The sequence below is a fragment of the Bacteroides sp. 1_1_30 genome, from assembly GCF_020982715.1.
GTDB lineage: Bacteria > Bacteroidota > Bacteroidia > Bacteroidales > Bacteroidaceae > Bacteroides > Bacteroides xylanisolvens.
This window is the reverse complement of sequence record NZ_JAJKHN010000001.1, coordinates 82472-105800: the sequence shown is the minus strand read 5'-3', so window position 1 is coordinate 105800 and position 23329 is coordinate 82472. Positions and strand designations below refer to the sequence as shown.

23 protein-coding genes and 1 tRNA gene are annotated in these 23329 nt (G+C 42.5%); 19 read left to right on the top strand and 5 right to left on the bottom strand.

Annotated elements, in window-relative coordinates:
- Window positions 1-14: 14 nt before the first annotated feature.
- The 8 genes from carB (at window position 15) to LPH68_RS00460 (ending at window position 10389) form a co-directional block, all read left to right on the top strand.
- Entirely contained in the window at window positions 15-3236 is a 3222-nt protein-coding gene (gene carB, locus LPH68_RS00495; RefSeq protein ID WP_004314378.1) for a carbamoyl-phosphate synthase (glutamine-hydrolyzing) large subunit, read from the top strand.
- A 243-nt stretch (window positions 3237-3479) separates the two neighbouring features.
- Window positions 3480-4253 (top strand): peroxide stress protein YaaA, encoded by a 774-nt coding sequence (gene yaaA, locus LPH68_RS00490; protein ID WP_008641863.1) that lies wholly within the window; start codon window positions 3480-3482, stop codon window positions 4251-4253.
- Window positions 4254-4256: 3 nt separating this feature from the next.
- Window positions 4257-4811: a sugar O-acetyltransferase gene (locus tag LPH68_RS00485; protein ID WP_008641864.1), complete on the top strand. Its 555-nt coding sequence runs from the start codon at window positions 4257-4259 to the stop codon at window positions 4809-4811.
- A 312-nt stretch (window positions 4812-5123) separates the two neighbouring features.
- Window positions 5124-5198 (top strand) — tRNA-Val (locus LPH68_RS00480).
- Window positions 5199-5340: 142 nt separating this feature from the next.
- On the top strand, window positions 5341-6687 hold the full coding sequence (purB, locus tag LPH68_RS00475) for an adenylosuccinate lyase (protein WP_151936680.1): 1347 nt from the start codon (window positions 5341-5343) through the stop codon (window positions 6685-6687).
- A 74-nt stretch (window positions 6688-6761) separates the two neighbouring features.
- Window positions 6762-8249 (top strand): pseudouridine synthase, encoded by a 1488-nt coding sequence (locus LPH68_RS00470; protein ID WP_008641865.1) that lies wholly within the window; start codon window positions 6762-6764, stop codon window positions 8247-8249.
- 105 nt (window positions 8250-8354) lie between these two features.
- Window positions 8355-9758 (top strand): asparagine--tRNA ligase, encoded by a 1404-nt coding sequence (gene asnS, locus LPH68_RS00465; RefSeq protein WP_134985016.1) that lies wholly within the window; start codon window positions 8355-8357, stop codon window positions 9756-9758.
- 139 nt (window positions 9759-9897) lie between these two features.
- Window positions 9898-10389 carry a DUF4488 domain-containing protein gene (locus LPH68_RS00460; protein ID WP_049701811.1) on the top strand — a complete coding sequence of 164 codons (492 nt, stop codon included), beginning with the start codon at window positions 9898-9900 and terminating at the stop codon, window positions 10387-10389.
- A gap of 307 nt (window positions 10390-10696) precedes the next feature.
- Here the strand turns inward: LPH68_RS00460 and LPH68_RS00455 are convergent, their stop codons facing one another.
- Both LPH68_RS00455 and LPH68_RS00450 read right to left on the bottom strand, forming a co-directional pair.
- On the bottom strand, window positions 10697-10873 hold the full coding sequence (locus LPH68_RS00455) for a hypothetical protein (protein WP_153882612.1): 177 nt from the start codon (window positions 10871-10873) through the stop codon (window positions 10697-10699).
- Between the two features lie 236 nt (window positions 10874-11109).
- A complete protein-coding gene (locus tag LPH68_RS00450) occupies window positions 11110-11484 on the bottom strand; it encodes a helix-turn-helix transcriptional regulator (RefSeq protein ID WP_049701812.1) in 375 nt (124 codons plus the stop codon).
- Window positions 11485-11562: 78 nt separating this feature from the next.
- On the opposite strand from LPH68_RS00450, the gene LPH68_RS00445 reads away from it, so the two are divergent.
- The 5 genes from LPH68_RS00445 (at window position 11563) to tsf (ending at window position 15811) form a co-directional block, all read left to right on the top strand.
- Window positions 11563-12081: a transposase gene (locus tag LPH68_RS00445; protein ID WP_225450273.1), complete on the top strand. Its 519-nt coding sequence runs from the start codon at window positions 11563-11565 to the stop codon at window positions 12079-12081.
- A gap of 802 nt (window positions 12082-12883) precedes the next feature.
- Window positions 12884-13345, top strand: a complete 462-nt coding sequence (gene rplM / locus LPH68_RS00440; RefSeq protein WP_087322380.1) for a 50S ribosomal protein L13 — start codon at window positions 12884-12886, stop codon at window positions 13343-13345.
- Window positions 13346-13351: 6 nt separating this feature from the next.
- Entirely contained in the window at window positions 13352-13738 is a 387-nt protein-coding gene (rpsI, locus tag LPH68_RS00435) for a 30S ribosomal protein S9 (protein ID WP_004297203.1), read from the top strand.
- Between the two features lie 121 nt (window positions 13739-13859).
- Window positions 13860-14696, top strand: coding sequence for a 30S ribosomal protein S2 (gene rpsB, locus LPH68_RS00430; RefSeq protein ID WP_004297204.1), 837 nt, complete (start codon window positions 13860-13862; stop codon window positions 14694-14696).
- A gap of 122 nt (window positions 14697-14818) precedes the next feature.
- The gene (gene tsf / locus LPH68_RS00425) at window positions 14819-15811 is read left to right on the top strand and encodes a translation elongation factor Ts (RefSeq protein ID WP_151936068.1); all 993 of its coding nucleotides are present in this window, start codon (window positions 14819-14821) and stop codon (window positions 15809-15811) included.
- Window positions 15812-16015: 204 nt separating this feature from the next.
- Here tsf and LPH68_RS00420 read toward each other — a convergent pair whose 3' ends face one another.
- Window positions 16016-16525, bottom strand: coding sequence for a TlpA disulfide reductase family protein (locus tag LPH68_RS00420; protein ID WP_151936069.1), 510 nt, complete (start codon window positions 16523-16525; stop codon window positions 16016-16018).
- Window positions 16526-16561: 36 nt separating this feature from the next.
- Window positions 16562-16912, bottom strand: a complete 351-nt coding sequence (locus LPH68_RS00415) for a translation initiation factor (RefSeq protein ID WP_151936070.1) — start codon at window positions 16910-16912, stop codon at window positions 16562-16564.
- Between the two features lie 165 nt (window positions 16913-17077).
- Between LPH68_RS00415 and LPH68_RS00410 the strand changes: the two genes are divergently transcribed.
- Genes LPH68_RS00410 through LPH68_RS00395 form a run of 4 tightly spaced genes read left to right on the top strand, consistent with a single transcriptional unit; the run spans window position 17078 to window position 19889 of the window.
- Entirely contained in the window at window positions 17078-17728 is a 651-nt protein-coding gene (locus tag LPH68_RS00410; protein ID WP_004297208.1) for a redox-sensing transcriptional repressor Rex, read from the top strand.
- Window positions 17728-18342, top strand: coding sequence for a fumarylacetoacetate hydrolase family protein (locus LPH68_RS00405; RefSeq protein WP_120067230.1), 615 nt, complete (start codon window positions 17728-17730; stop codon window positions 18340-18342). Before LPH68_RS00410 ends, LPH68_RS00405 begins: the two co-directional genes overlap by 1 nt.
- 38 nt (window positions 18343-18380) lie before the next feature.
- Complete coding sequence (gene ispF / locus LPH68_RS00400; RefSeq protein ID WP_151936071.1) at window positions 18381-18863, top strand: 2-C-methyl-D-erythritol 2,4-cyclodiphosphate synthase; 483 nt, start codon at window positions 18381-18383, stop codon at window positions 18861-18863.
- A gap of 18 nt (window positions 18864-18881) precedes the next feature.
- Window positions 18882-19889, top strand: a complete 1008-nt coding sequence (locus LPH68_RS00395) for a metallophosphoesterase family protein (RefSeq protein ID WP_151936072.1) — start codon at window positions 18882-18884, stop codon at window positions 19887-19889.
- On the opposite strand, the gene LPH68_RS00390 is transcribed toward LPH68_RS00395, so the two are convergent.
- Window positions 19879-20742 carry a hypothetical protein gene (locus LPH68_RS00390; protein ID WP_015532290.1) on the bottom strand — a complete coding sequence of 288 codons (864 nt, stop codon included), beginning with the start codon at window positions 20740-20742 and terminating at the stop codon, window positions 19879-19881. The two genes, LPH68_RS00395 and LPH68_RS00390, sit on opposite strands and share 11 nt — an antisense overlap.
- 110 nt (window positions 20743-20852) lie before the next feature.
- Between LPH68_RS00390 and mnmA the strand changes: the two genes are divergently transcribed.
- Together mnmA and LPH68_RS00380 are read left to right on the top strand one after the other, a co-directional pair.
- Complete coding sequence (gene mnmA / locus LPH68_RS00385; RefSeq protein ID WP_151936073.1) at window positions 20853-21938, top strand: tRNA 2-thiouridine(34) synthase MnmA; 1086 nt, start codon at window positions 20853-20855, stop codon at window positions 21936-21938.
- Window positions 21939-21962: 24 nt separating this feature from the next.
- Window positions 21963-23318 carry a S8 family serine peptidase gene (locus tag LPH68_RS00380; protein WP_118407944.1) on the top strand — a complete coding sequence of 452 codons (1356 nt, stop codon included), beginning with the start codon at window positions 21963-21965 and terminating at the stop codon, window positions 23316-23318.
- The last annotated feature ends 11 nt before the right edge of the window (window positions 23319-23329 follow it).

Here is a 23329-nt window from a genome sequence, read left to right as displayed (position 1 = left end):
TAACAACAAAAGAAATGGAAAAGGAAATCAAGAAAGTTCTCGTTTTGGGTTCTGGAGCACTCAAAATCGGACAAGCCGGAGAGTTCGACTACTCAGGCTCACAAGCACTGAAAGCTTTGAAAGAAGAAGGTATCAGCTCAGTATTGGTAAACCCGAACATCGCAACCATTCAGACTTCTGAAGGTATTGCCGATAAAGTGTATTTCCTTCCCGTGAATACTTATTTCGTAGAAGAAATTATCAAGAAAGAACGTCCCGATGGTATCCTTTTAGCATTCGGCGGACAGACTGCATTGAACTGTGGTGCTGAACTTTACACACAAGGTGTTCTTGATAAGTATGGAGTAAAGGTACTTGGAACTTCGGTAGAAGCTATCATGTATACAGAAGACCGTGACCTGTTTGTGAAGAAGCTGGACGAGATAGAAATGAAGACTCCGGTCAGCCAGGCAGTAGAAAACATGGAAGATGCCATTGCTGCTGCACGCAGAATTGGTTATCCTGTCATGGTGCGTTCTGCTTATGCACTGGGTGGTCTTGGTAGCGGTATCTGTGCCAATGAGGAAGAATTCCTGAAATTGGCAGAGAGCTCATTTGCTTTCTCCAAACAAATTCTGGTAGAAGAGTCTTTGAAAGGCTGGAAAGAAATCGAATTTGAAGTGATCCGTGACGCTAACGACCATTGCTTCACAGTAGCCAGCATGGAAAACTTCGATCCGCTGGGTATTCATACCGGCGAATCAATTGTAGTAGCTCCCACCTGCTCACTGGATGATAAAGAACTGGCTTTGTTGAAAGAACTTTCTACCAAATGTATCCGTCACCTCGGTATCGTGGGTGAATGTAACATTCAGTATGCTTTCAACTCTGAAACGGATGACTACCGTGTGATTGAAGTAAATGCCCGTTTGAGCCGTTCTTCTGCATTGGCTTCTAAGGCTACCGGTTATCCGTTGGCATTCGTAGCTGCTAAAGTGGCACTTGGTTACACACTCGACCAGATTGGTGAGATGGGAACTCCGAACTCTGCATACGTAGCTCCGCAACTTGACTACTATATCTGTAAAATCCCTCGTTGGGACTTGACGAAGTTTGCCGGTGTATCCCGTGAAATCGGTTCAAGCATGAAATCGGTAGGTGAAATCATGTCTATCGGTCGCTCTTTCGAAGAAATCATCCAGAAAGGCCTTCGTATGATCGGTCAGGGAATGCACGGTTTCGTAGGTAATGACGAACTGCACTTTGATGATCTTGATAAAGAGCTTTCTCGCCCGACTGACTTGCGTGTTTTCGCCATTGCACAAGCAATGGAAGAAGGGTATACCATCGAACGTATCCACGACCTGACAAAGATCGACCCATGGTTCCTTGGCAAACTGAAAAATATCGTAGACTACAAAGCGAAACTGTCTACCTATAATAAGGTGGAAGATATACCTGCCGATGTAATGCGTGAAGCTAAAGTGTTAGGTTTCTCTGACTTCCAGATTGCCCGTTTCGTACTGAATCCAACCGGAAACATGGAGAAAGAAAACCTGGCAGTGCGTGCTCATCGTAAGTCTATGGGTATCCTCCCGGCTGTAAAACGTATTAATACAGTTGCTTCCGAACATCCGGAACTAACTAACTATCTGTATATGACTTATGCAGTGGAAGGTTATGATGTAAACTATTATAAGAATGAAAAATCAGTAGTCGTACTAGGTTCGGGTGCTTACCGTATCGGTAGCTCTGTAGAATTTGACTGGTGCTCGGTGAATGCAGTTCAGACTGCCCGCAAACTGGGTTACAAGTCTATCATGATTAACTACAACCCTGAAACGGTTTCTACTGACTATGATATGTGCGACCGTCTCTACTTTGACGAACTTTCGTTCGAACGTGTACTTGACGTAATCGATCTCGAACAACCTCGTGGTGTGATCGTTTCGGTAGGCGGACAAATCCCGAACAACCTGGCTATGAAACTTTATCGTCAGTCGGTTCCTGTATTGGGTACTTCTCCGATTTCTATCGACCGTGCTGAAAACCGTAACAAGTTCTCTGCTATGCTCGACCAACTGGGTATCGACCAACCGGCTTGGATGGAACTGACCAGTCTTGAAGAAGTGAAGGGATTTGTAGAAAAAGTAGGCTACCCGGTATTGGTTCGTCCTTCTTACGTCCTTTCAGGAGCAGCAATGAATGTTTGCTATGACGATGAAGAATTGGAAAACTTCCTGAAGATGGCTGCCGAAGTTTCTAAAGAATATCCGGTTGTTGTTTCCCAGTTCCTTGAAAATACGAAAGAGATTGAATTTGATGCCGTTGCGCAGAATGGTGAAGTGGTAGAATACGCAATCTCCGAACACGTAGAGTTTGCCGGTGTTCACTCCGGTGATGCTACTTTGGTATTCCCGGCACAGAAGATTTACTTTGCAACAGCTCGTCGCATCAAGAAGATCAGCCGTCAGATTGCTAAAGAACTCAATATCTCCGGTCCGTTCAATATCCAGTTCCTGGCTCGTAACAACGAAGTGAAAGTAATCGAATGTAACTTGCGTGCTTCTCGTAGCTTCCCGTTTGTTTCTAAAGTTCTGAAACGTAACTTTATCGAAACTGCTACCCGCATCATGCTGGATGCTCCATACTCACGTCCGGATAAGTCGGCATTTGATATCGACTGGATTGGTGTAAAAGCTTCTCAATTCTCTTTTTCTCGTCTGCACAAGGCTGACCCGGTATTGGGCGTAGACATGTCTTCTACTGGTGAAGTGGGATGTATCGGTGACGATTTCTCTGAAGCATTGCTGAATTCAATGATTGCTACCGGATTCAAGATTCCTGAAAAAGCAGTGATGTTCTCTTCCGGTGCAATGAAGTCGAAAGTAGATTTGCTGGATGCCAGCCGTATGCTGTTTGCTAAGGGCTATCAGATTTACGCAACTGCCGGAACTGCTGCCTTCTTGAACGCTCACGGTGTAGAAACGACTCCAGTTTACTGGCCGGATGAAAAGCCGGGTGCAGAGAATAACGTCATGAAGATGATTGCTGACCATAAGTTTGATTTGATCGTTAACATTCCGAAGAATCACAGCAAGCGTGAGTTGACGAACGGTTATCGTATCCGTCGCGGTGCAATCGATCATAACATTCCGTTGATTACCAATGCTCGTTTGGCAAGCGCCTTTATCGAAGCATTCTGCGAATTGAAACTGAATGATATTCAGATTAAGAGCTGGCAGGAATATAAATAAAAACAGCTTTAGCTGTCTATTAGATAAGGAGAACTCTCTCTTTGGCTTGTCCAAAGAGGGAGTTTCTTTTTTATTAGTAAATATAGCACATCAGAGTGTGTTCTATATAGGGAGTGTTTTGTTATTAATAAATGATTAAAGTTAATTATTGGTTGAAACTAAGTAGAATCTGTCTATCCATCAGCAAGAGAAGCGATTTATTTTTTATTTTTGTTTCTTGAAAAGATAAAATCAGATAAAACAATGTTAGTACTTCTATCTTGTGCCAAGACTATGAGTGAGACTTCAAAGGTGAAAGTACCTTTGAAGACAGTTCCACGATTTCAAAAAGAAGCTTCCGGGATTGCTTTGCAGATGTCACAGTTTTCGGTGGATGAACTGGAACGCCTGTTGCGTATAAATGCCAGGATGGCGGTGGAGAATTATAAGCGTTATCAGGCTTTTCATGCAGAAGACACATCGGAACTGCCCGCTTTGCTGGCTTATACCGGAATTGTATTCAAGCGACTGAATGCAAAAGATTTCTCGAAAGAAGAATTTGAATATGCGCAGGAACATCTGCGGTTGACTTCTTTTTGTTATGGGTTGTTGAGGCCTTTAGATGTCATTCGTTCCTACCGCTTGGAAGGAGACGTAGTGTTGCCGGAACCGGGTAATCAGACCATGTTCTCTTATTGGAAATCCCGTCTGACAGATGTCTTCATCGAAGATATAAAGAAAGCGGGAGGCATACTCTGCAATCTGGCCAGCGACGAGATGAAAAGTTTGTTCGATTGGAAACGTGTGGAGAGAGAAGTGCGTGTCGTTACTCCCGAATTTCAGGTGTGGAAGAACGGGAAATTAGCTTCGATAGTGATCTATATCAAGATGTCCCGTGGTGAAATGACGCGGTTCATTCTGAAGAACAGAATCGAAAATCCGGAGGGTTTGAAAAGCTTCTCCTGGGAAGGATTCGAATTTAACGAATCTCTTTCGGATGAAAAGAAGTTTGTATTTACTAACGGTAAAGAAATATAAAGTATGACGGAAGTAGAAAAGATGCGTAGTAGCCAGTTGGCTGATATGGCTGCGCCGGAATTGCAGGTGCGTTTTGAACATGCCAAGAAGCTGCTGGCGCGTATGCGGGGAATGAGCACTTATGATGCGGGGTATCGGGAATTATTGGAAGAACTGGTACCGGAGATTCCTGAAACTTCAATAATCTGCCCGCCTTTCCATTGCGATCATGGAGACGGAATCAAATTGGGTGAACATGTATTTGTGAATGCCAATTGCACTTTCCTGGATGGAGGATATATCACGATAGGCGCCCATACGCTGGTTGGACCTTGTGTGCAGATTTATACGCCGCATCATCCGATGGATTACCTGGAAAGAAGAGGCTCTAAGGAATATGCTTATCCGGTGACGATTGGCGAAGACTGCTGGATTGGTGGCGGTGCTATTATCTGTCCCGGCGTGACGATTGGCAATCGCTGTGTGATAGGGGCGGGGAGCGTTGTGACGAAAGATATTCCCGACGACAGTGTGGCAGTCGGGAATCCGGCACGTGTTGTTCGCAAACAGGTTGTTTAACGTTTGACCGGAAAAGTTATTTCCCGGATTTAAGCGTTCCTGCGTTACTATCTTTATTGGGAATTCGTTTTCCTGCAGATTCTATTTTAATTATTAATGATAGAAAAAGAGGCGCGGCTATCTTTATTTTGTTCTGTTTATTAGATGAACCGGAAGAAGTGAAAGTGGCAAGAAAAAAGTTTTTATTATTATTTGCTGATAATCAGAGTGTTTCTTTATTTGATAAAAACTTTCTTGAAAAATAATACATGAAATGTTTGCAGAATTCAAAAAATGCCGTACCTTTGCATCGCTTTTGAAACGGAAGTGTACGGGCGTTTAGCTCAGCTGGTTCAGAGCATCTGCCTTACAAGCAGAGGGTCGGCGGTTCGAATCCGTCAACGCCCACACAAAAAACGAAGTCTTACGAAGAAATTCGTGAGACTTTTTTTATTTCTTACCTCTTTTATACAAACTTTCTTTCTCCTTTTATCTTATAACTCAGGAAAAAGAGTTAATTTTGCAGTCTGATAATTATCTAAGAAAACGTATGGAACTTGATGTATTAACGGCCATATCTCCGATTGATGGTCGATATAGAGGCAAAACTAAAGCTTTGGCAGCTTATTTCTCTGAATTTGCACTGATTAAATACCGTGTACAGGTAGAGGTGGAGTATTTTATCACCTTGTGCGAACTTCCTTTGCCGCAATTGAAAGGAATCGATAGTAGCGTGTTTGAAACTTTACGGAATATCTACCGTAACTTCTCCGAAGCAGACGCACAACGCATTAAAGATATCGAAAGTGTAACTAACCACGATGTGAAAGCCGTAGAATACTTCCTGAAAGAAGAGTTTGACAAGATGGGCGGAATGGATGACTATAAAGAGTTTATCCACTTCGGACTGACTTCTCAGGATATTAACAATACGTCTGTTCCTCTTTCTATCAAAGAGGCATTGGAACAGGTTTATTACCCATTGATTGAAGAGCTGATTGCACAGTTGAAAACCTATGCGACAGAATGGGTTAACATTCCGATGCTTGCCAAAACTCACGGTCAGCCGGCTTCTCCTACCCGTCTGGGTAAAGAAGTGATGGTATTTGTTTACCGTCTCGAACGTCAGTTGGCTATGTTGAAAGCATGTCCGCTTACCGCTAAGTTTGGCGGTGCTACCGGAAACTACAATGCGCATCACGTGGCTTATCCTCAATATGACTGGAAACAATTCGGCAATCGGTTTGTTGCAGAAAAACTGGGACTGGAACGCGAAGAATATACAACGCAGATTTCGAACTATGATAACCTCTCTGCTGTTTTTGATGCTATGAAGCGTATCAATACCATCATGGTGGATATGAATCGTGACTTCTGGCAGTACATCTCTATGGAGTACTTCAAGCAGAAGATCAAAGCCGGAGAAGTGGGCTCGAGCGCTATGCCGCATAAAGTGAATCCGATTGACTTTGAAAATGCGGAAGGTAACTTGGGCATAGCAACGTCTATTCTGGAACATTTGGCTGTGAAGCTTCCTGTTTCCCGTTTGCAGCGTGACTTGACAGACTCAACGGTGTTGCGTAATGTCGGTGTACCTTTCGGGCACATCGTGATTGCCATCCAGAGTTCTTTGAAAGGATTGCGCAAACTGTTATTGAACGAACCGGCTATTTATCGTGATTTGGATAATTGTTGGAGTGTAGTGGCAGAAGCTATTCAGACCATCCTGCGCCGTGAGGCTTATCCGCATCCGTATGAAGCTTTGAAAGCGTTAACCCGCACCAACCAAGCTATTACAGAAAGTTCTATTAAAGAGTTTATCGAAGAATTGAATGTAAGCGAAGATATTAAAAAAGAGTTAAGAGCAATCACTCCCCATACATATACGGGGCTTTAATTGTTTACTTATATAATAAACGTGTTTTTTAAATAGGCCGTGAGGCCAAAGTCTAATTTTATTCGAATAAAAAAATGAGCACAGAAAACGAAGAATGGCGCGAAAATTCTTTCAATGAAGAGAATACAGGTGCCGGCCGTGATGGTAACAGGTCTTACAACAGAGAAGGTGGAGAACGTCCGTATCGCCCTTCTTACAACCGTGAAGGCGGGGATCGTCCGTATCGCCCGCGATTTAATGCCAACAATGAAGGAGGCGAACGCCCGCAGCGTTCGTACGGTGACCGCTCTTATGGCGACCGTCCCCAACGTCCTTCTTACAATCGTGAAGGTGGAGATCGTCCGTATCGTCCTCGCTTCAATAACAATAATGAAGGAGGTGAACGCCCGCAACGTCCTTACAACCGCGAAGGTGGTTCTTATGACCGTCCTCAACGTCCTTCTTACAACCGTGAAGGTGGTGACCGTCCTTACCGTCCCCGCTTCAATAGCGGCGAAGGTGGTGAGCGTCCGTCTTATGGCGACCGTCCTCAACGTCCTTCCTACAACCGTGAAGGTGGCGACCGCCCTTACCGTCCCCGCTTTAATAACGGCGAAGGTGGCGACCGTCCTCAACGTCCTTCTTACAACCGTGAAGGTGGTGACCGTCCGTATCGTCCCCGTTTCAATAACGGCGAAGGTGGCGGCTATCGCAGCAACAACGGCGGTGGAGGTTATCGTCCGAGATATAATAACGACCGTCAAGGAGGATATCGTCCTCGTCCGCGTACCGGCGATTATGATCCGAACGCTAAGTATAGCGTAAAGAAACAGATCGAGTACAAGGAACAGTTCGTTGATCCGAATGAACCGATTCGTCTGAATAAGTTCCTGGCTAACGCAGGTGTTTGCTCCCGTCGTGAGGCTGATGAATTTATCACAGCAGGTGTGGTTTCTGTAAACGGTGAAGTGGTAACGGAATTGGGTACGAAGATCAAACGTTCGGATGTGGTTAAGTTCCACGACGAACCGGTAAGCATTGAACGCAAGGTATATGTATTGCTGAATAAACCGAAAGATACCGTTACTACATCGGACGATCCGCAGGAACGCCGTACAGTAATGGATTTGGTGAAAGGCGCTTGCAACGAACGTATTTATCCGGTAGGACGTCTGGACCGTAACACGACTGGTGTACTGTTACTGACGAATGACGGTGATCTGGCTTCCAAGCTGACACACCCGAAATTCCTGAAGAAGAAAATTTATCATGTTCATCTGGACAAGAACCTGACTAAAGCAGATATGGAACAGATTGCAGCTGGTATCCAGTTGGAAGATGGCGAAATCCATGCAGATGCGATCAGCTATACAGATGATTTCAAGAAAGACCAGGTCGGTATCGAAATTCACTCCGGTAAGAACCGTATCGTTCGCCGTATTTTCGAATCACTGGGTTATAAAGTAGTAAAACTCGACCGTGTGTTCTTCGCCGGACTGACCAAAAAAGGTCTGCGTCGCGGAGACTGGCGTTACCTGTCGGAAGCAGAAGTAAACTACCTCCGCATGGGTTCGTTTGAGTAATAAGTCAATAAATAATAACTTGACAGAGGACGGGGAAAGAAAGCAGGAAAGAATTCATCCTGCATTTGAAACCTCGTCTTCTTGTATCTAAAAAGAAAAAGTTAAATGGAAAAGATTGGTAGAACAAAAATTGTTGACCTGTTGAAGCGCACAGACATTGGCGCTATGGTCAATGTGAAAGGATGGGTTCGCACCCGTAGAGGTAGCAAACAAGTAAACTTTATCGCACTGAATGACGGTTCTACAATAAATAATTTGCAGATCGTAGTAGATTTGGCTAATTTCGATGAAGAGATGCTGAAACTGATTACTACCGGCGCTTGTATCAGCGTGAACGGAGAAATGGTAGAATCAGTGGGTTCCGGACAGAAAGTGGAAGTACAGGCTCGTGAAATCGAAGTGCTGGGTACTTGCGATAATACATATCCATTACAGAAGAAAGGTCACTCTATGGAATTCTTGCGCGAGATTGCTCACTTGCGTCCGCGTACCAATACATTCGGTGCAGTGTTCCGCATCCGTCACAACATGGCGATTGCTATTCACAAGTTCTTCCATGAAAAGGGCTTCTTCTATTTCCATACGCCGATTATTACGGCTTCCGATTGTGAAGGTGCCGGACAGATGTTCCAGGTGACTACCATGAACCTGTATGACTTGAAGAAAGACGAGAGAGGTTCTATCTCATACGAAGATGATTTCTTCGGTAAGCAGGCAAGTCTGACTGTTTCCGGTCAGCTGGAAGGTGAGTTGGCAGCTACTGCTTTGGGATCTATCTACACATTCGGTCCTACGTTCCGTGCCGAAAACTCCAACACTCCCCGCCACTTGGCAGAGTTCTGGATGATTGAGCCGGAAGTGGCTTTCAACGACATTACAGACAACATGGACTTGGCAGAAGAGTTCATCAAATATTGTGTGAAATGGGCGTTGGATAACTGTGCGGATGATGTGAAGTTCCTGAACGATATGTTCGATAAAGGCTTGATTGAACGTCTGCAAGGTGTATTGAAAGATGATTTCGTACGTTTGCCTTATACAGACGGTATCAAGATTCTTGAAGAAGCTGTTGCAAAAGGACATAAGTTTGAATTCCCGGTTTACTGGGGCGTGGACTTGGCTTCCGAACACGAACGTTTCTTAGTGGAAGAACACTTCAAACGTCCGGTGATTCTGATTGATTATCCGAAGGAAATCAAGGCCTTCTATATGAAGCAGAACGAAGATGGTAAGACTGTACGTGCCATGGACGTTCTTTTCCCGAAAATTGGTGAAATTATCGGTGGTTCCGAACGTGAAGCCGACTATAACAAGCTGATGACCCGTATTGAAGAAATGCATATCCCGATGAAGGATATGTGGTGGTATCTGGATACCCGTAAGTTCGGTACTTGTCCTCACTCCGGTTTCGGATTAGGATTCGAACGTCTGTTATTGTTTGTAACAGGTATGGCGAATATCCGTGACGTGATACCGTTCCCGCGTACACCAAGAAATGCTGATTTCTAATATTTCGGTATATTTATGTAAAACTCGCATAATCTTTAGGTTATGCGAGTTTTTTTATGCTCTGAATTGCTGTATTCTCAAAATAAATCTTTATATTTGGAAATACGCATTCGAGAGTGTTAACTAAAATAATACAACAATGAAAAAGCTCTATTTTTTTACCATGCTTTCAATAATGTTGTTAGCGGTAACAGGTGCGACGGCCCAGAAGAAAACCAAATTCAAAGCGGCTGATTTGAAAGGTATTTGGCAGCTCTGCCATTATGTATCCGAGTCTCCCGATGTTCCGGGAGCGTTGAAACCCAGTAATACATTTAAAGTATTGGGTGATGACGGACAAATCGTTAACTTTACCATTATTCCCGGTGCGGATGCGATTATTACTGGATACGGTACTTATAAACAACTCACGGACGATTCTTATAAGGAAAGTATCGAGAAGAACATTCATCTCCCGATGCTGGACAATCAGGACAATATTTTGGAATTTGAGATTAAGGACAATGATTATCTCCATCTGAAATATTTTATCAAGAATGATTTGAATGGAAATGAGTTGAACACCTGGTATTATGAAACCTGGAAGAGGGTGGAGATGCCGGCTAAATTCCCGGAAGATATTGTGAGATAATTTCCAACGCACATGTGCAGGAAGGGGATAAAACCGATATATAGAGGGGTGGCAGATAGATATTACTATGTAAATATCCACCTGCCACTTATTCTTTTAGTATGTGAGGTATGAGCTATCGGGAAAAAGGGAGGCAGTCCTAAAACCCTGTGGGTATATTAAATTTCTGTTGCTTATTGAACGGTTATTTTATTTTTTGTTCTTATGCTCTTCTGTCTGTATTAAATTCTCATTTAACTAAAAAGCGGTGTGGTTTTGAACTAATTGTGCCGAAAATTACCAAAGCCCCAATTAAGTTTAGTTTTTCTCATTCACATCCTTCACGGATGGTAACCATCTGTTTGATAGGTGTTTTCTGTGAACAAATAAAGAAAAGTCTTATCTTCACGCTCTTCACGCCTTCACAATCCCCACAGTTTACACTTTCACAGTCCGCAACCTTCGCATCGACATTGTCAATCTTAGCAAATTGAACAGCTTGCATCTAAGAAGCCGACTAGAGTTGTCCATCTAGTCGACTATTGTTGTCTAATCAGCCGACTATAGTCAGCCAGGCAGACAACTATAGTCGGCGATTAATAAATAGAAATAAAGTATACGAGAAGGCGGTAGTTTATCAGTAATAAGAAGGCTGATTCTTAATATTGGTAATGAATAAAAGATATTCATTACCGTGCAGACATGAATAAATTATTGTGATATAGGATGCCCTGAAGCACATTATCCAGACTTCCAAACTGTCTCCCCCGATTTTTTAGACTGATCCAACAATTGTTGCTTCAACCACTCCAGCAGTTCGTTCGGAAGCTGTGAGGTGTCGATGCCTTTCTCTTTGACAGGGATTACAATGCAAGGTATATTCTCGTCCGTGGATTTCAGTTTCTGCAGATAGACTTCTTCAATGAAGTTGTATTGAAGAACTTCAGAGATGAGTAGAAGACGTTCCATATCTATGTTTTTACTGTTGAAAATATGGTAGAGAGAAGTCCGTGCGCAATGAATTTGCCGGGCGAACTCTGCATAACTGATACCGCGTTCATCTACTTTCTGCTGTATGAGTTTTTCAATATAGATGTCTTTAAATTTAGATTCCACAGTTTGTGTGCTTGTAATGTGCCTGCACCTGTTCCCCTGTGGCAGCGGGCTTTCCATTGTTAAAAAAGCAAGCATTTAATGTCTGAGATTGATAATGCCATCAAGGAATGCGACCTGATGATAGACCGCATCATAGAAAGTGATGCCGAACTTAAGGAGAACTATGCTATCATCACTTCGATAAAAGGCGTTGCACGTCAAAACGGAGCCTGTTTGCTTATCTTCACCAACAACTTCAGACGTTTTGACCTGGACGCACGCAAAATAGCCTGTTATTATGGTGTTGCCCCGTTTGGAAAAGATTCAGGCACAAGTATCCACTCTCCGGCTAAAACAAGCCATTTCGCCAACAAGCTCATAAAATCCTTGCTGGGACAGGCTGCTCATTGTGCAAAAAAATTCAATCCAGAGATAAGAGAGTATTATAACCGACTAATTGGGCGTGGTAAAAAGCCACAAGTGGCTTTAAACAATGTCAAGAACAAACTCATCAGGATTATTGTGGCTCTTGTGCGAAAGAAGGTCTATTACGACCCAAAAACATACATGTTTTACAATGCTAAATTTACCGATGTTAAGCAAATGTTAAACTCATAAAATGACTTGGATAGAAACATAGAATACGTGGTATCGCCAAACACCAGACTGATAAATGAACTGAATAAACACCCCACGCTGATAGTATATATGTGTGCACCCTTTTGCAAGGGTGCACACACATACAACAACAGAAGCATCATACTGTTCCATCCTTTATCAGTCGAAATTTTGGCGATTTTCGTTTTTTAGGATGAAGCTGATAAGGCTTTCTTTTCTTATTTATAATAATGTATGCCTGTCCGGGAAGTTTGTCGCTTTTCCGTTCAGACTCTGCAAATATATAAAAGAAAACTGAACAGCATGATATAAAAGGGCGTTTATTCGTGCAAAAGGTATTAATTCTATCTTTACACTTGCCTCTAGGGAGAGGCTGTCTTTGGGTAGATGACAATAGTTCACCACAGAGGACGCGGAGGACACAGAGGTGAATTTTGCTCATGCGGGTACAGAAATGAATGAGAGTTTTTTTATCTTCCATAAACCTGAAAAATATAAAAACATTTGCCATCTGCAACATAAGCGTCTCCGCGATTTTCCCTCTGAAAGAGATACAAAGTAATCCGAAACTCAATGGAATGATATAATGACGGGTATTAGTAAGTCCCTCAATAGAATAGGCGACTGGAAAAATATACAAAAATAGTTTGCCAATTCAAAGAAAAGCCGTACTTTTGCAAGCCGATTATTATCACAAAATGATAAGAGATTAATTCATAGCAAGTTAGTATTCCTTTGTCCGGGGAAGACTAATGAGTGGTGAAGAAATTTTTAGTAGTAACATTTAAAAAACAAAATTAGAGTGGATACTTTAAGTTACAAGACCATTTCTGCAAACAAAGCGACTGTAACCAAAGAATGGGTTATCGTTGACGCTACAGACCAAACATTAGGCCGTCTGGGAGCAAAAGTTGCAAAATTGCTGAGAGGAAAGTACAAACCAAACTTTACTCCTCACGTAGACTGCGGTGATAACGTTATCATCATCAATGCAGACAAAGTAAAACTGACTGGTAACAAATGGAATGACAGAGTTTATTTGTCATATACAGGTTATCCTGGTGGTCAGAGAGAAATGACTCCTGCCCGTTTGATCACAAAACCGAACGGTGAAGAGAGATTACTGAAAAAAGTAGTGAAGGGCATGCTTCCTAAGAATATCCTGGGAGCTAAATTGCTGAATAACTTGTATGTTTACGCTGGTAGCGAACACAAACAGGCTGCTCAGAACCCGAAAAAGATTGATATTAATTCATATAAATAAGATATAATGGAAGTAGTAAATGCATTAGGCAGACGTAAACGTGCTATTGCACGCATATTCGTAAGCGAAGGTACAGGAAAGATTACTATTAACAAGAGAGACCTTGCAGAGTACTTTCCATCAACTATTCTTCAGTATGTTGTAAAACAACCATTGAACAAGCTGGGTGCTGCTGAGAAGTATGACATCAAGGTGAACTTGTGTGGTGGTGGTTTCACGGGTCAGTCTCAGGCATTGCGTTTGGCAATCGCTCGTGCACTGGTTAAGATGAACGCTGAAGATAAAGCTGCTCTTCGTGCAGAAGGCTTCATGACTCGTGACCCTCGTTCTGTTGAACGTAAGAAACCGGGACAGCCGAAAGCTCGTAGAAGATTCCAGTTCAGCAAGCGTTAATGTGCTGCCTGATAGAGGAATATGTTTAGTATCTAAACTACTGGGACTCTGCTCATAGACTACCCAGCGGTTGGTTTAGAAAAAACAAAAAAGAAAGTAAACGATTTAAAGAAAAAACAAGATGTCAAGAACAAATTTTGATACATTATTGGAGGCTGGTTGCCACTTCGGACACCTTAAGAGAAAGTGGAACCCTGCAATGGCTCCTTATATTTTCATGGAACGTAATGGTATTCATATCATTGACCTCCACAAAACAGTTGCAAAAGTAGACGAAGCTGCTGAAGCTTTGAAACAGATTGCCAAATCTGGCAAGAAAGTTCTTTTTGTTGCTACTAAAAAACAAGCTAAACAAGTTGTAGCTGAGAAAGCTCAATCTGTTAATATGCCTTATGTAATCGAACGCTGGCCGGGTGGTATGTTGACTAATTTCCCGACTATCCGTAAGGCTGTGAAGAAAATGGCTACTATCGATAAATTGACTAACGATGGTACTTACTCTAACCTTTCTAAGAGAGAAGTTCTTCAGATTTCTCGTCAACGTGCAAAATTAGACAAGACTTTGGGATCTATCGCTGACCTGACTCGTCTGCCGTCTGCATTGTTCGTTATCGACGTAATGAAAGAAAACATCGCAGTTCGCGAAGCTAACCGTCTGGGTATCCCTGTATTTGGTATCGTTGATACTAACTCTGATCCTTCAAACGTAGATTTCGTAATTCCTGCTAACGATGACGCTACTAAATCAGTAGAAGTTATCTTGGATGCTTGCTGCGCTGCAATGATCGAAGGTTTGGAAGAAAGAAAAGCTGAAAAGATCGATATGGAAGCTGCTGGTGAAGCTCCTGCTAACAAAGGCAAGAAGAAATCAGTGAAAGCTAGACTCGACAAGTCTGACGAAGAAGCTATCAACGCAGCTAAAGCTGCTGCTTTCATCAAGGAAGACGAAGAGGCTTAATATATAAAATGTGCCAATTTGCTAATGTGCAAGAGTATATTTATACGCTTGTATCTTGATTGGCAGATTGGCACATTTTTTTGTTTCGAAAATTATTATTCATTTAAATAAAGGAAATTATTATGGCTGTAAGTATGGCTGATATTACCAAGCTGCGCAAAATGACCGGAGCTGGTATGATGGATTGCAAAAACGCGTTGACTGAAGCTGAAGGCGATTTCGACAAGGCAATGGAAATTATCCGTAAGAAAGGACAAGCTGTTGCTGCTAAGCGTTCAGAACGTGAAGCTTCTGAAGGTTGCGTTTTGGCTAAAACTACCGGTGACCGTGCTGTTATCGTTGCTTTGAAGTGTGAAACTGACTTTGTGGCTCAGAATGCTGATTTCGTGAAACTGACTCAGGATATTCTTGATCTTGCTGTGGCTAATAAATGCGCTACTTTGGACGAAGTAAAAGCATTGCCGATGGGTAACGGTACTGTACAGGATGCAGTGACTGACCGTAGCGGTATCACAGGTGAGAAAATGGAACTGGATGGTTACATGACTGTAGAAGGTGTATGCACTGCTGTTTACAATCACATGAACAGAAATGGTCTTTGCGCGATTGTTGCTTTCAACAAGGAAGTGAACGAGCAGTTGGCTAAGCAAATAGCTATGCAGATTGCTGCCATGAACCCGATTGCTATTGATGAAGATGGCGTTTCTGAAGAAGTAAAACAGAAAGAAATCGAAGTTGCTATTGAGAAGACAAAAGCAGAACAGGTACAGAAAGCTGTAGAGGCTGCTCTGAAGAAAGCTAACATCAACCCGGCTCATGTGGACAGCGAAGAACACATGGATAGCAACATGGCTAAAGGATGGATTACAGCTGAAGATGTAGCTAAAGCAAAAGAAATTATTGCTACTGTTTCTGCAGAGAAGGCTGCACACCTGCCTGAACAAATGATTCAGAACATCGCGAAAGGTCGTCTGGGCAAGTTCTTGAAAGAAGTTTGCTTATTGAACCAGGAAGATATCATGGACGGTAAGAAAACTGTAAGAGAAGTGTTGGCTGCTGCTGACCCTGAACTGAAGATTGTTGATTTCAAGCGTTTCACTTTGAAAGCTGAATAATCAATCAGATTCAAATTCTATGATGTGTCCTTAAAAACGGAACACGTTAACTTAATAGAGGTATTCATTAAGACTCTCTATTTGAAGATACAAGAAAGGCAACTAATTTATAACGAGTTAGTTGCCTTTTCTTTTGATTTGATCTTATCATTCCTTTCCTCAAGAAACTGCCATGTATAACATGAGGCACATTCTTGGGGAGGATTATTTCAATGCTTTGTCTATTTCCTTCATCAGCTTGTCCATTTCTTCTTTTTTATAACCGACAGTGGCGGATATCACTTTCCCGTCTTTGTCGATTAAGTAACTTCTGGGAATGTATTGACTGGCAAACTTACCTGTGACTTCCCGTTTCGGGTCCGGGTAGAGAGGAAATGTAAACCCTTTGCGCTTGTTGTATTCCGTTAATTGATTGTCGGTATGTTCGCGTCCGATTACTAACATGCAGAAATCTTTGTTGTCCTTATATTTAGGCCAGAGTGTTTTTTGAACTTCAGCCAGTTCGCTTTGGCAAGGACCACACCAAGTCGCGAAAATATTGATTAATACAACTTTCCCTTTCAAGTCCTCGGAGTTTACAGAACCGTTCACTGTTGAATGAAGCGTGAAAGCAGGCATACTATCGCCTACCTTGACGATATCAGCATTGTTGTCTTGTGCAAATGACAACAGTGAGAATAACGCTGCTGCAAAGAATAATGTTACTTTTCTCATATCTTTAAAATTTCTAGTTACAAAATGCTATTTAGTTTAACCTCCTATACCTTTTGTTTTAGAGTATCCTTCTTTAATGAGCAGCTCTATGATTTTGGTTTTGAAATCTCCTTGCACCATAATCTCTCCGTCTTTAGCCGATCCGCCTACTCCGCATTTGCTTTTCAGTAGCTTACCCAGCTCTTTCAAGTCGTTTTCCGTACCTATAAATCCGGTAATTAATGTGACCACTTTACCGCCCCGGTTCTTTTTGTCAATGGAAACTCGCAGGTTTTGTTTGTTTTTGTCGAGAGTAATTTGTTCTTCATCGTTATCCATTTCATAGCCGAAGTCCGGATTCGTGGAATATACTACGTTTAATCTATCTTTCCAATCATTACTTTTCATACTCGCCATTTTTAATCTTTTTCAAAGGTATTAAACTTATGGAAAGGAGCAAAATTTGCACCTCTTTTTATCGTTTTGTTTAATCTCTATTAAGGTTTTCAGTTATAGGGTTGTCAGTCTCAAAAAAGATTGTACTTTTGCAAAATACCAAATTTAGTAAGAAGTATGAGCACATCTATACGAAAAGAGGCGGATAAAGTGCCGGAGCCTACCTTGCGCAGACTTCCCTGGTATCTGTCCAACATAAAACTAATGAAAGAAAAAGGAGAACAGTACGTCTCTTCTACACAAATCTCTAAGGAAATAAATATTGATGCTTCTCAAATCGCCAAGGATTTATCCTACGTCAATATCTCCGGGCGCACGAGAGTAGGGTATAACATTGATGCGCTGATTGAAGTGTTGGAGAGTTTTCTTGGATTTACCAATATGCACAAAGCCTTCTTGTTTGGTGTAGGTAGCCTGGGGGCTGCTTTGCTTCGGGATTCAGGTTTGCATCATTTCGGGCTGGAGATTGTGGCAGCTTTTGATGTGAATCCGGAATTGGTGGGAAAAGACCTGAATGGTATTCCTATTTTTCACTCTGATGATTTTGAGGCAAAGATGAAAGAATACGATGTAAATATCGGTGTGTTGACCGTGCCTATTAATATTGCTCAGGAAATTACAGATAAGATGGTAGACGGAGGTATAAAAGCCGTATGGAACTTTACTCCTTTCCGAATCCGTGTACCCGAGAATATTGTGGTGCAGAATACGTCTTTATATGCTCATTTGGCTGTTATGTTTAACCGATTGAATTTTAACGAGAAATAATGAAGATTATTGCAGTAGGCATGAACTACGCCCAGCATAACAAAGAACTGGGACATACACAAGTAAATACGGAGCCGGTGATTTTTATGAAGCCTGATTCTGCTATTCTGAAAGATGGCAAACCGTTTTTCATCCCCGACTTTTCCAACGAGATACATTATGAAACGGAATTGGTAGTCCGTATCAACCGATTGGGGAAAAATATCGCTCCCCGTTTTGCTAACCGCTATTATGATGCTGTGACAGTCGGTATCGACTTTACAGCCCGTGACCTTCAACGAAAGTTCCGTGAACAGGGGAATCCCTGGGAGCTTTGTAAAGGTTTTGATTCATCGGCTGCTATTGGGACTTTTGTTCCGGTAGAGCATTATAAAGATATTCAAAATTTGAACTTCAATCTGTTGATCGACGGTAAAGAAGTACAGCGTGGCTGTACAGCAGATATGCTTTTCAAGATAGATGATATTATCGCTTATGTCAGTCGGTTTGTAACGTTGAAAATCGGTGATCTACTCTTTACGGGGACTCCTGTCGGTGTAGGTCCTGTTAGTATCGGACAGCGTTTGCAAGGTTATCTGGAAGAGGAAAAACTGCTGGATTTCTATATCCGTTGATCTTTTTTATTCATTAGTACTCATTTGTTATACGAAATATGAAGATAAGAGTAGGCTTTGGCTTCGACGTACATCAGCTGGTCGAAGGGCGTGAATTGTGGCTGGGTGGTATTCTTTTGGAACATATAAAAGGATTGTTGGGGCATTCGGATGCTGATGTATTGTTGCATGCGGTTTGCGATGCTTTGTTAGGGGCGGCGAATATGCGTGATATCGGCTATCACTTTCCCGATACGGCAGGAGAATTTAAAAACATAGATAGCAAAATACTGCTGAAGAAAACAGTGGAATTGATTGCTACCAAAGGATATAAAGTGGGTAATATCGATGCAACCATTTGTGCCGAACGCCCGAAGTTAAAGGCACACATTCCTTTGATGCAAGAGACGATGGCAACTGTCATGGGAATTGATGCGGATGATATTTCCATTAAGGCGACTACTACCGAGAAACTCGGTTTTACGGGTCGTGAAGAAGGTATATCAGCCTATGCTACCGTATTGATAGAGAAGATTTCTTAACCCCTAAAACGAATAAATATGATTCGGCTCTTAAAAATTTACTTAACACTTACCTTTTTGTTGGTAACAACTTTTTGTATGGCTCAAAAGAGTGAACTGAAATTTAGTAAAGATGGTAAATTCAAAATTGTGCAATTTACCGATGTGCATTTTAAATACGGCAACCGGGCTTCTGATATCGCTTTGGAACGCATAAATCAGGTGCTTGATGATGAACGCCCGGATTTGGTGATTTTTACCGGCGATGTTGTTTATTCTGCTCCGGCAGATTCCGGAATGTTGCAGGTATTGGAACCGGTAGTTAAACGCAAACTGCCTTTCGTGGTCACTTTTGGTAATCATGACAATGAACAGGGAATGGCACGGGAACAGTTATATGATATTATCCGTAAAGTTCCCGGCAATTTATTGCCAGACCGGGGAACAGTCTTATCGCCGGACTATGTATTAACCGTGAAATCGTCTTCTAATGTAAAGAAGGATGCAGCTTTGCTTTATTGCATGGATTCTCATTCCTATTCTCCTTTGAAAGATGTGAAGGGATATGCATGGCTTACATTCGATCAGATAGATTGGTATCGCCAGCAGAGTGCAGCTTATAAAGCGCAAAATGGTGGACAGCCTTTGCCGGCTCTTGCCTTTTTCCATATTCCTCTTCCTGAATACAATGAAGCTGCCCGTACCGAAAACGCGATTCTTCGCGGAACTCGTATGGAGGAAGCTTGTGCACCTAAATTGAATACGGGAATGTTTGCGGCAATGAAAGAAGCGGGTGATGTGATGGGTATGTTTGTAGGACACGATCATGATAATGATTATGCAGTGATGTGGAAGGGTATTCTTCTGGCTTATGGACGCTTCACCGGTGGAAATACGGAATATAATCATTTGCCTAACGGGGCCCGTATCATCGTATTAGATGAGGGTGCTCGTACATTTACGTCCTGGATTCGTCAGAAAGACGGAGTGGTGGATAAAATTTCCTATCCGGCAAGTTTTGTCAAGGACGATTGGACTAAACGTTGAGGCTTGCGAACTTCACATGGCTAAGGCGCGTGTACTTTGAACCATAGCTTTCGTATTGGCGTGATACTTTCGCCGATGCAATGTAGATAATATCTCCCAGTCGGTATTCATGTTCTATCCCTGATAGAGTGCATGAAACCGCACTGGGATTTTTTGATGGAATACTTATAATAACTAGGTTTCCACTGGCATCGGTTAAAGTCAGTATCTGCTTGACAAAAAACTGTGGGGTAGTGCCGTTCACTCTTGTTTTGTATGGATCGTCTTCCAGTCGTACGCGTGTGACTTTTAATTTTAAGTCAGTCAGTTTTTCCCCTAATTCTCCCAAATAGCGGCTTGATGAACGTTTCTCTCTCGACTTTCTGATCATGATATCCAAATGTATGGAATGATAAGCCTGTGCTATTTGGACGAAGCGTTCCTGTTTAGGTATTTTGGGGGTGAACTTGTAAGCTACCCAACTTAAATAGGCAGGATCTATCTTCAAAATTTCATGAAGAAAATGTCCCCGGTATTTTCCGAAAAAGATAAGGTCGTCACCGTTACTCTGCATTCTTTTCTCATTGTAATCCATGAGAATAAGGCAACGCCTTGAATAGTAAAACATTGTACTGGCCATTCGGAGGGATTCGTTAATGTCCGGTGACAGGTCATGTATATAAAGAATAGATTGCTTTTCGGGCAGGGGAGAGTACAGCCAAAGGGAATAGTTTGGTTTCCCCGGTCGGGGCAACACCACCAAGTAGACTCCTGCCTCTTTAAAAGAGGCTCTGCCTCGGTTGTACTCATTCAATTTGGCATACAATAAGGCTTCTTCGTTTTCGGAAATGCCCGCTAATCTAGGGTTAGCCATAATTGTTCTCGCTTTTGGTATATTTCAAATATAAGGATTTTCTTTCAGAAAAGCAACTTTTCTCTTTGAAATCTCGTACATTTGTAACCATGTAAATTTTCAAAATTCGAATGGAAGAACGAAACAAGAGAGTATTGGTAGGTATGAGCGGTGGCATAGACAGCACCGCTACTTGCTTGATGCTGCAAGAACAAGGATATGAGATTGTAGGAGTTACCATGCGTGTGTGGGGGGATGAACCGCAGGACGCCAGGGAGTTAGCTGAACGAATGGGGATTGAACATTATGTGGCAGATGAGCGTATTCCTTTTAAAGAGACCATCGTAAAAAACTTCATAGACGAATATAAGCAGGGGCGTACACCGAATCCGTGTGTGATGTGCAATCCGTTGTTTAAGTTCCGTGTTTTGACGGAGTGGGCGGATAAGTTGAATTGTGCATGGGTAGCTACCGGACATTATTCGCGATTGGAAGAGAAAAACGGAAACATTTATATAGTAGCCGGAGACGATGATAAGAAAGACCAGTCGTATTTTCTCTGGAGATTGGGGCAGGATGTGCTGAAACGTTGCATTTTCCCGTTGGGAGATTATACGAAAGTAAAGGTCCGTGAGTATCTTGCGGAGAAAGGATATGAAGCAAAGTCGAAAGAAGGAGAAAGTATGGAAGTCTGCTTTATTAAGGGAGATTACCGTGATTTTCTTCGTGAACAGTGCCCCGAACTGGATAGTGAAATCGGACCGGGATGGTTTGTTAACTCTGAAGGAGTAAAACTGGGGAAACATAAAGGAGCACCTTATTATACGATTGGCCAACGAAAAGGACTGGAGATCGCTTTAGGAAAGCCTGCTTATGTGTTGAAAATCAATCCGCAGAAAAATACGGTGATGCTTGGAGATGCCGACCAATTGGAAACTGAATACATGTTGGCGGAGCAGGATAAGATTGTGGATGAACGGGAACTGTTCGGGTGTGAGAATCTGACAGTGCGGATTCGTTATCGCAGTCGTCCGATTCCCTGCCGGGTGAAAAGATTGGAAGACGGACGTTTGCTGGTACGTTTCCTCGAAATGGCTTCGGCCATTGCTCCCGGACAATCTGCAGTGTTTTATGATGGAAGACGGGTGCTGGGAGGAGCTTTCATCGCTTCCCAAAGAGGAATCGGGCTGGTGATTATAGAAAATGAAGAATTATGATTGATTAAAATAGAAAGATAACTTATGAAGAAGTTTATAGTATTGATTCTCGCTCTAAATATGTATTTGGGGGTATCTGCCCAATTTACTCCGGGAGATACCTTAAAATACCGGATTAGTCTGAAAGACAAAGCGGCTACGGACTATTCCTTGCAAAAACCGGAAAAGTATTTGTCTAAGAAATCTATAGAACGGAGAAAGAAACAGGGATTGCCCATTGATTCTACCGATTTACCGGTTTGCAGGACGTATGTAGATGCCATACGAAAGACTGGTGTTCATGTACTTGTGACCGGGAAATGGGATAATTTCGTTACTGTTTCTTGTAATGACAGTACCTTAATCAGCGAAATAGCTCAACTGCCTTTTGTACGTTCTACAGAAAGAGTGTGGAAAGGTATCACGCAAAGAGCATTTCAAAGAGACTCACTGATAAATAAACCGTTGCGCACCGATAGCCTTTACGGTCCTGCAATCACGCAAGCGGCTATGAGCCGCGTCGATCTCCTGCATGATGCAGGCTTTAAGGGACAGGGAATGACCATTGCCGTGATTGATGCCGGCTTCCATAATGTGGATAAGATTGATGCCATGAAAAATATCCGTATTCTCGGTGTGCGTGACTTTGTGAATCCGGAGGCAGATATTTATGCAGAAAGCAGTCATGGAATGTCTGTATTGTCCTGTATGGCTATGAACCAGCCGCATGTGATGATTGGCACTGCTCCTGAAGCTTCTTATTGGTTGCTGCGTAGTGAAGACGAATATTCGGAAAATTTGGTAGAGCAGGATTATTGGGCGGCAGCCATCGAGTTTGCCGATAGTGTAGGAGTGGATTTAGTGAATACATCGCTTGGTTACTACTCATTTGATGATCCTACGAAGAATTATAGATACCGTGACTTGAATGGGCATTATGCATTGATGTCCCGTGAAGCTGCGAAGGCTGCCGATAAAGGAATGGTCGTTGTGTGCAGTGCCGGAAATTCGGGCGCGGGTTCGTGGAAGAAGATTACTCCTCCGGGAGATGCGGAGAATATCATAACTGTAGGAGCTGTAACAAAAAGAGGAGAACTGGCGCCGTTTTCTTCTGTAGGAAATACGGCTGACGGACGTGTGAAGCCGGACGTAGTGGCTGTCGGTTTAAATTCGGATGTGATGGGAACGGATGGAAATCTTCGTCGCGCCAATGGAACTTCTTTTGCTTCTCCGATTATGTGCGGTATGGTAGCTTGTTTGTGGCAGGCTTGCCCGAAGCTGACGGCAAAGCAGATTATTGATTTGGTGCGTCAGTCTGGTGACAGAGCTGATTTCCCGGATAATATATATGGATATGGTATTCCCGACTTGTGGAAGGCATATCAATCAACTCAACGTTAACTGTTCTTTTT

Coding starts and splice junctions, on each gene's coding strand:
- rpsI (WP_004297203.1), top strand. CDS start 13,352: ATGGAAGTAGTAAATGCATTAGGCAGACGTAAACGTGCTATTGCACGC.
- purB (WP_151936680.1), top strand. CDS start 5,341: ATGGAACTTGATGTATTAACGGCCATATCTCCGATTGATGGTCGATAT.
- LPH68_RS00410 (WP_004297208.1), top strand. CDS start 17,078: ATGAGCACATCTATACGAAAAGAGGCGGATAAAGTGCCGGAGCCTACC.
- ispF (WP_151936071.1), top strand. CDS start 18,381: ATGAAGATAAGAGTAGGCTTTGGCTTCGACGTACATCAGCTGGTCGAA.
- LPH68_RS00395 (WP_151936072.1), top strand. CDS start 18,882: ATGATTCGGCTCTTAAAAATTTACTTAACACTTACCTTTTTGTTGGTA.
- carB (WP_004314378.1), top strand. CDS start 15: ATGGAAAAGGAAATCAAGAAAGTTCTCGTTTTGGGTTCTGGAGCACTC.
- LPH68_RS00390 (WP_015532290.1), bottom strand. CDS start 20,742: ATGGCTAACCCTAGATTAGCGGGCATTTCCGAAAACGAAGAAGCCTTA.
- LPH68_RS00405 (WP_120067230.1), top strand. CDS start 17,728: ATGAAGATTATTGCAGTAGGCATGAACTACGCCCAGCATAACAAAGAA.
- mnmA (WP_151936073.1), top strand. CDS start 20,853: ATGGAAGAACGAAACAAGAGAGTATTGGTAGGTATGAGCGGTGGCATA.
- LPH68_RS00485 (WP_008641864.1), top strand. CDS start 4,257: ATGACGGAAGTAGAAAAGATGCGTAGTAGCCAGTTGGCTGATATGGCT.
- asnS (WP_134985016.1), top strand. CDS start 8,355: ATGGAAAAGATTGGTAGAACAAAAATTGTTGACCTGTTGAAGCGCACA.
- LPH68_RS00445 (WP_225450273.1), top strand. CDS start 11,563: ATGTCTGAGATTGATAATGCCATCAAGGAATGCGACCTGATGATAGAC.
- LPH68_RS00415 (WP_151936070.1), bottom strand. CDS start 16,912: ATGAAAAGTAATGATTGGAAAGATAGATTAAACGTAGTATATTCCACG.
- LPH68_RS00455 (WP_153882612.1), bottom strand. CDS start 10,873: ATGCAAGCTGTTCAATTTGCTAAGATTGACAATGTCGATGCGAAGGTT.
- rpsB (WP_004297204.1), top strand. CDS start 13,860: ATGTCAAGAACAAATTTTGATACATTATTGGAGGCTGGTTGCCACTTC.
- LPH68_RS00470 (WP_008641865.1), top strand. CDS start 6,762: ATGAGCACAGAAAACGAAGAATGGCGCGAAAATTCTTTCAATGAAGAG.
- LPH68_RS00420 (WP_151936069.1), bottom strand. CDS start 16,525: ATGAGAAAAGTAACATTATTCTTTGCAGCAGCGTTATTCTCACTGTTG.
- LPH68_RS00460 (WP_049701811.1), top strand. CDS start 9,898: ATGAAAAAGCTCTATTTTTTTACCATGCTTTCAATAATGTTGTTAGCG.
- LPH68_RS00380 (WP_118407944.1), top strand. CDS start 21,963: ATGAAGAAGTTTATAGTATTGATTCTCGCTCTAAATATGTATTTGGGG.
- yaaA (WP_008641863.1), top strand. CDS start 3,480: ATGTTAGTACTTCTATCTTGTGCCAAGACTATGAGTGAGACTTCAAAG.
- tsf (WP_151936068.1), top strand. CDS start 14,819: ATGGCTGTAAGTATGGCTGATATTACCAAGCTGCGCAAAATGACCGGA.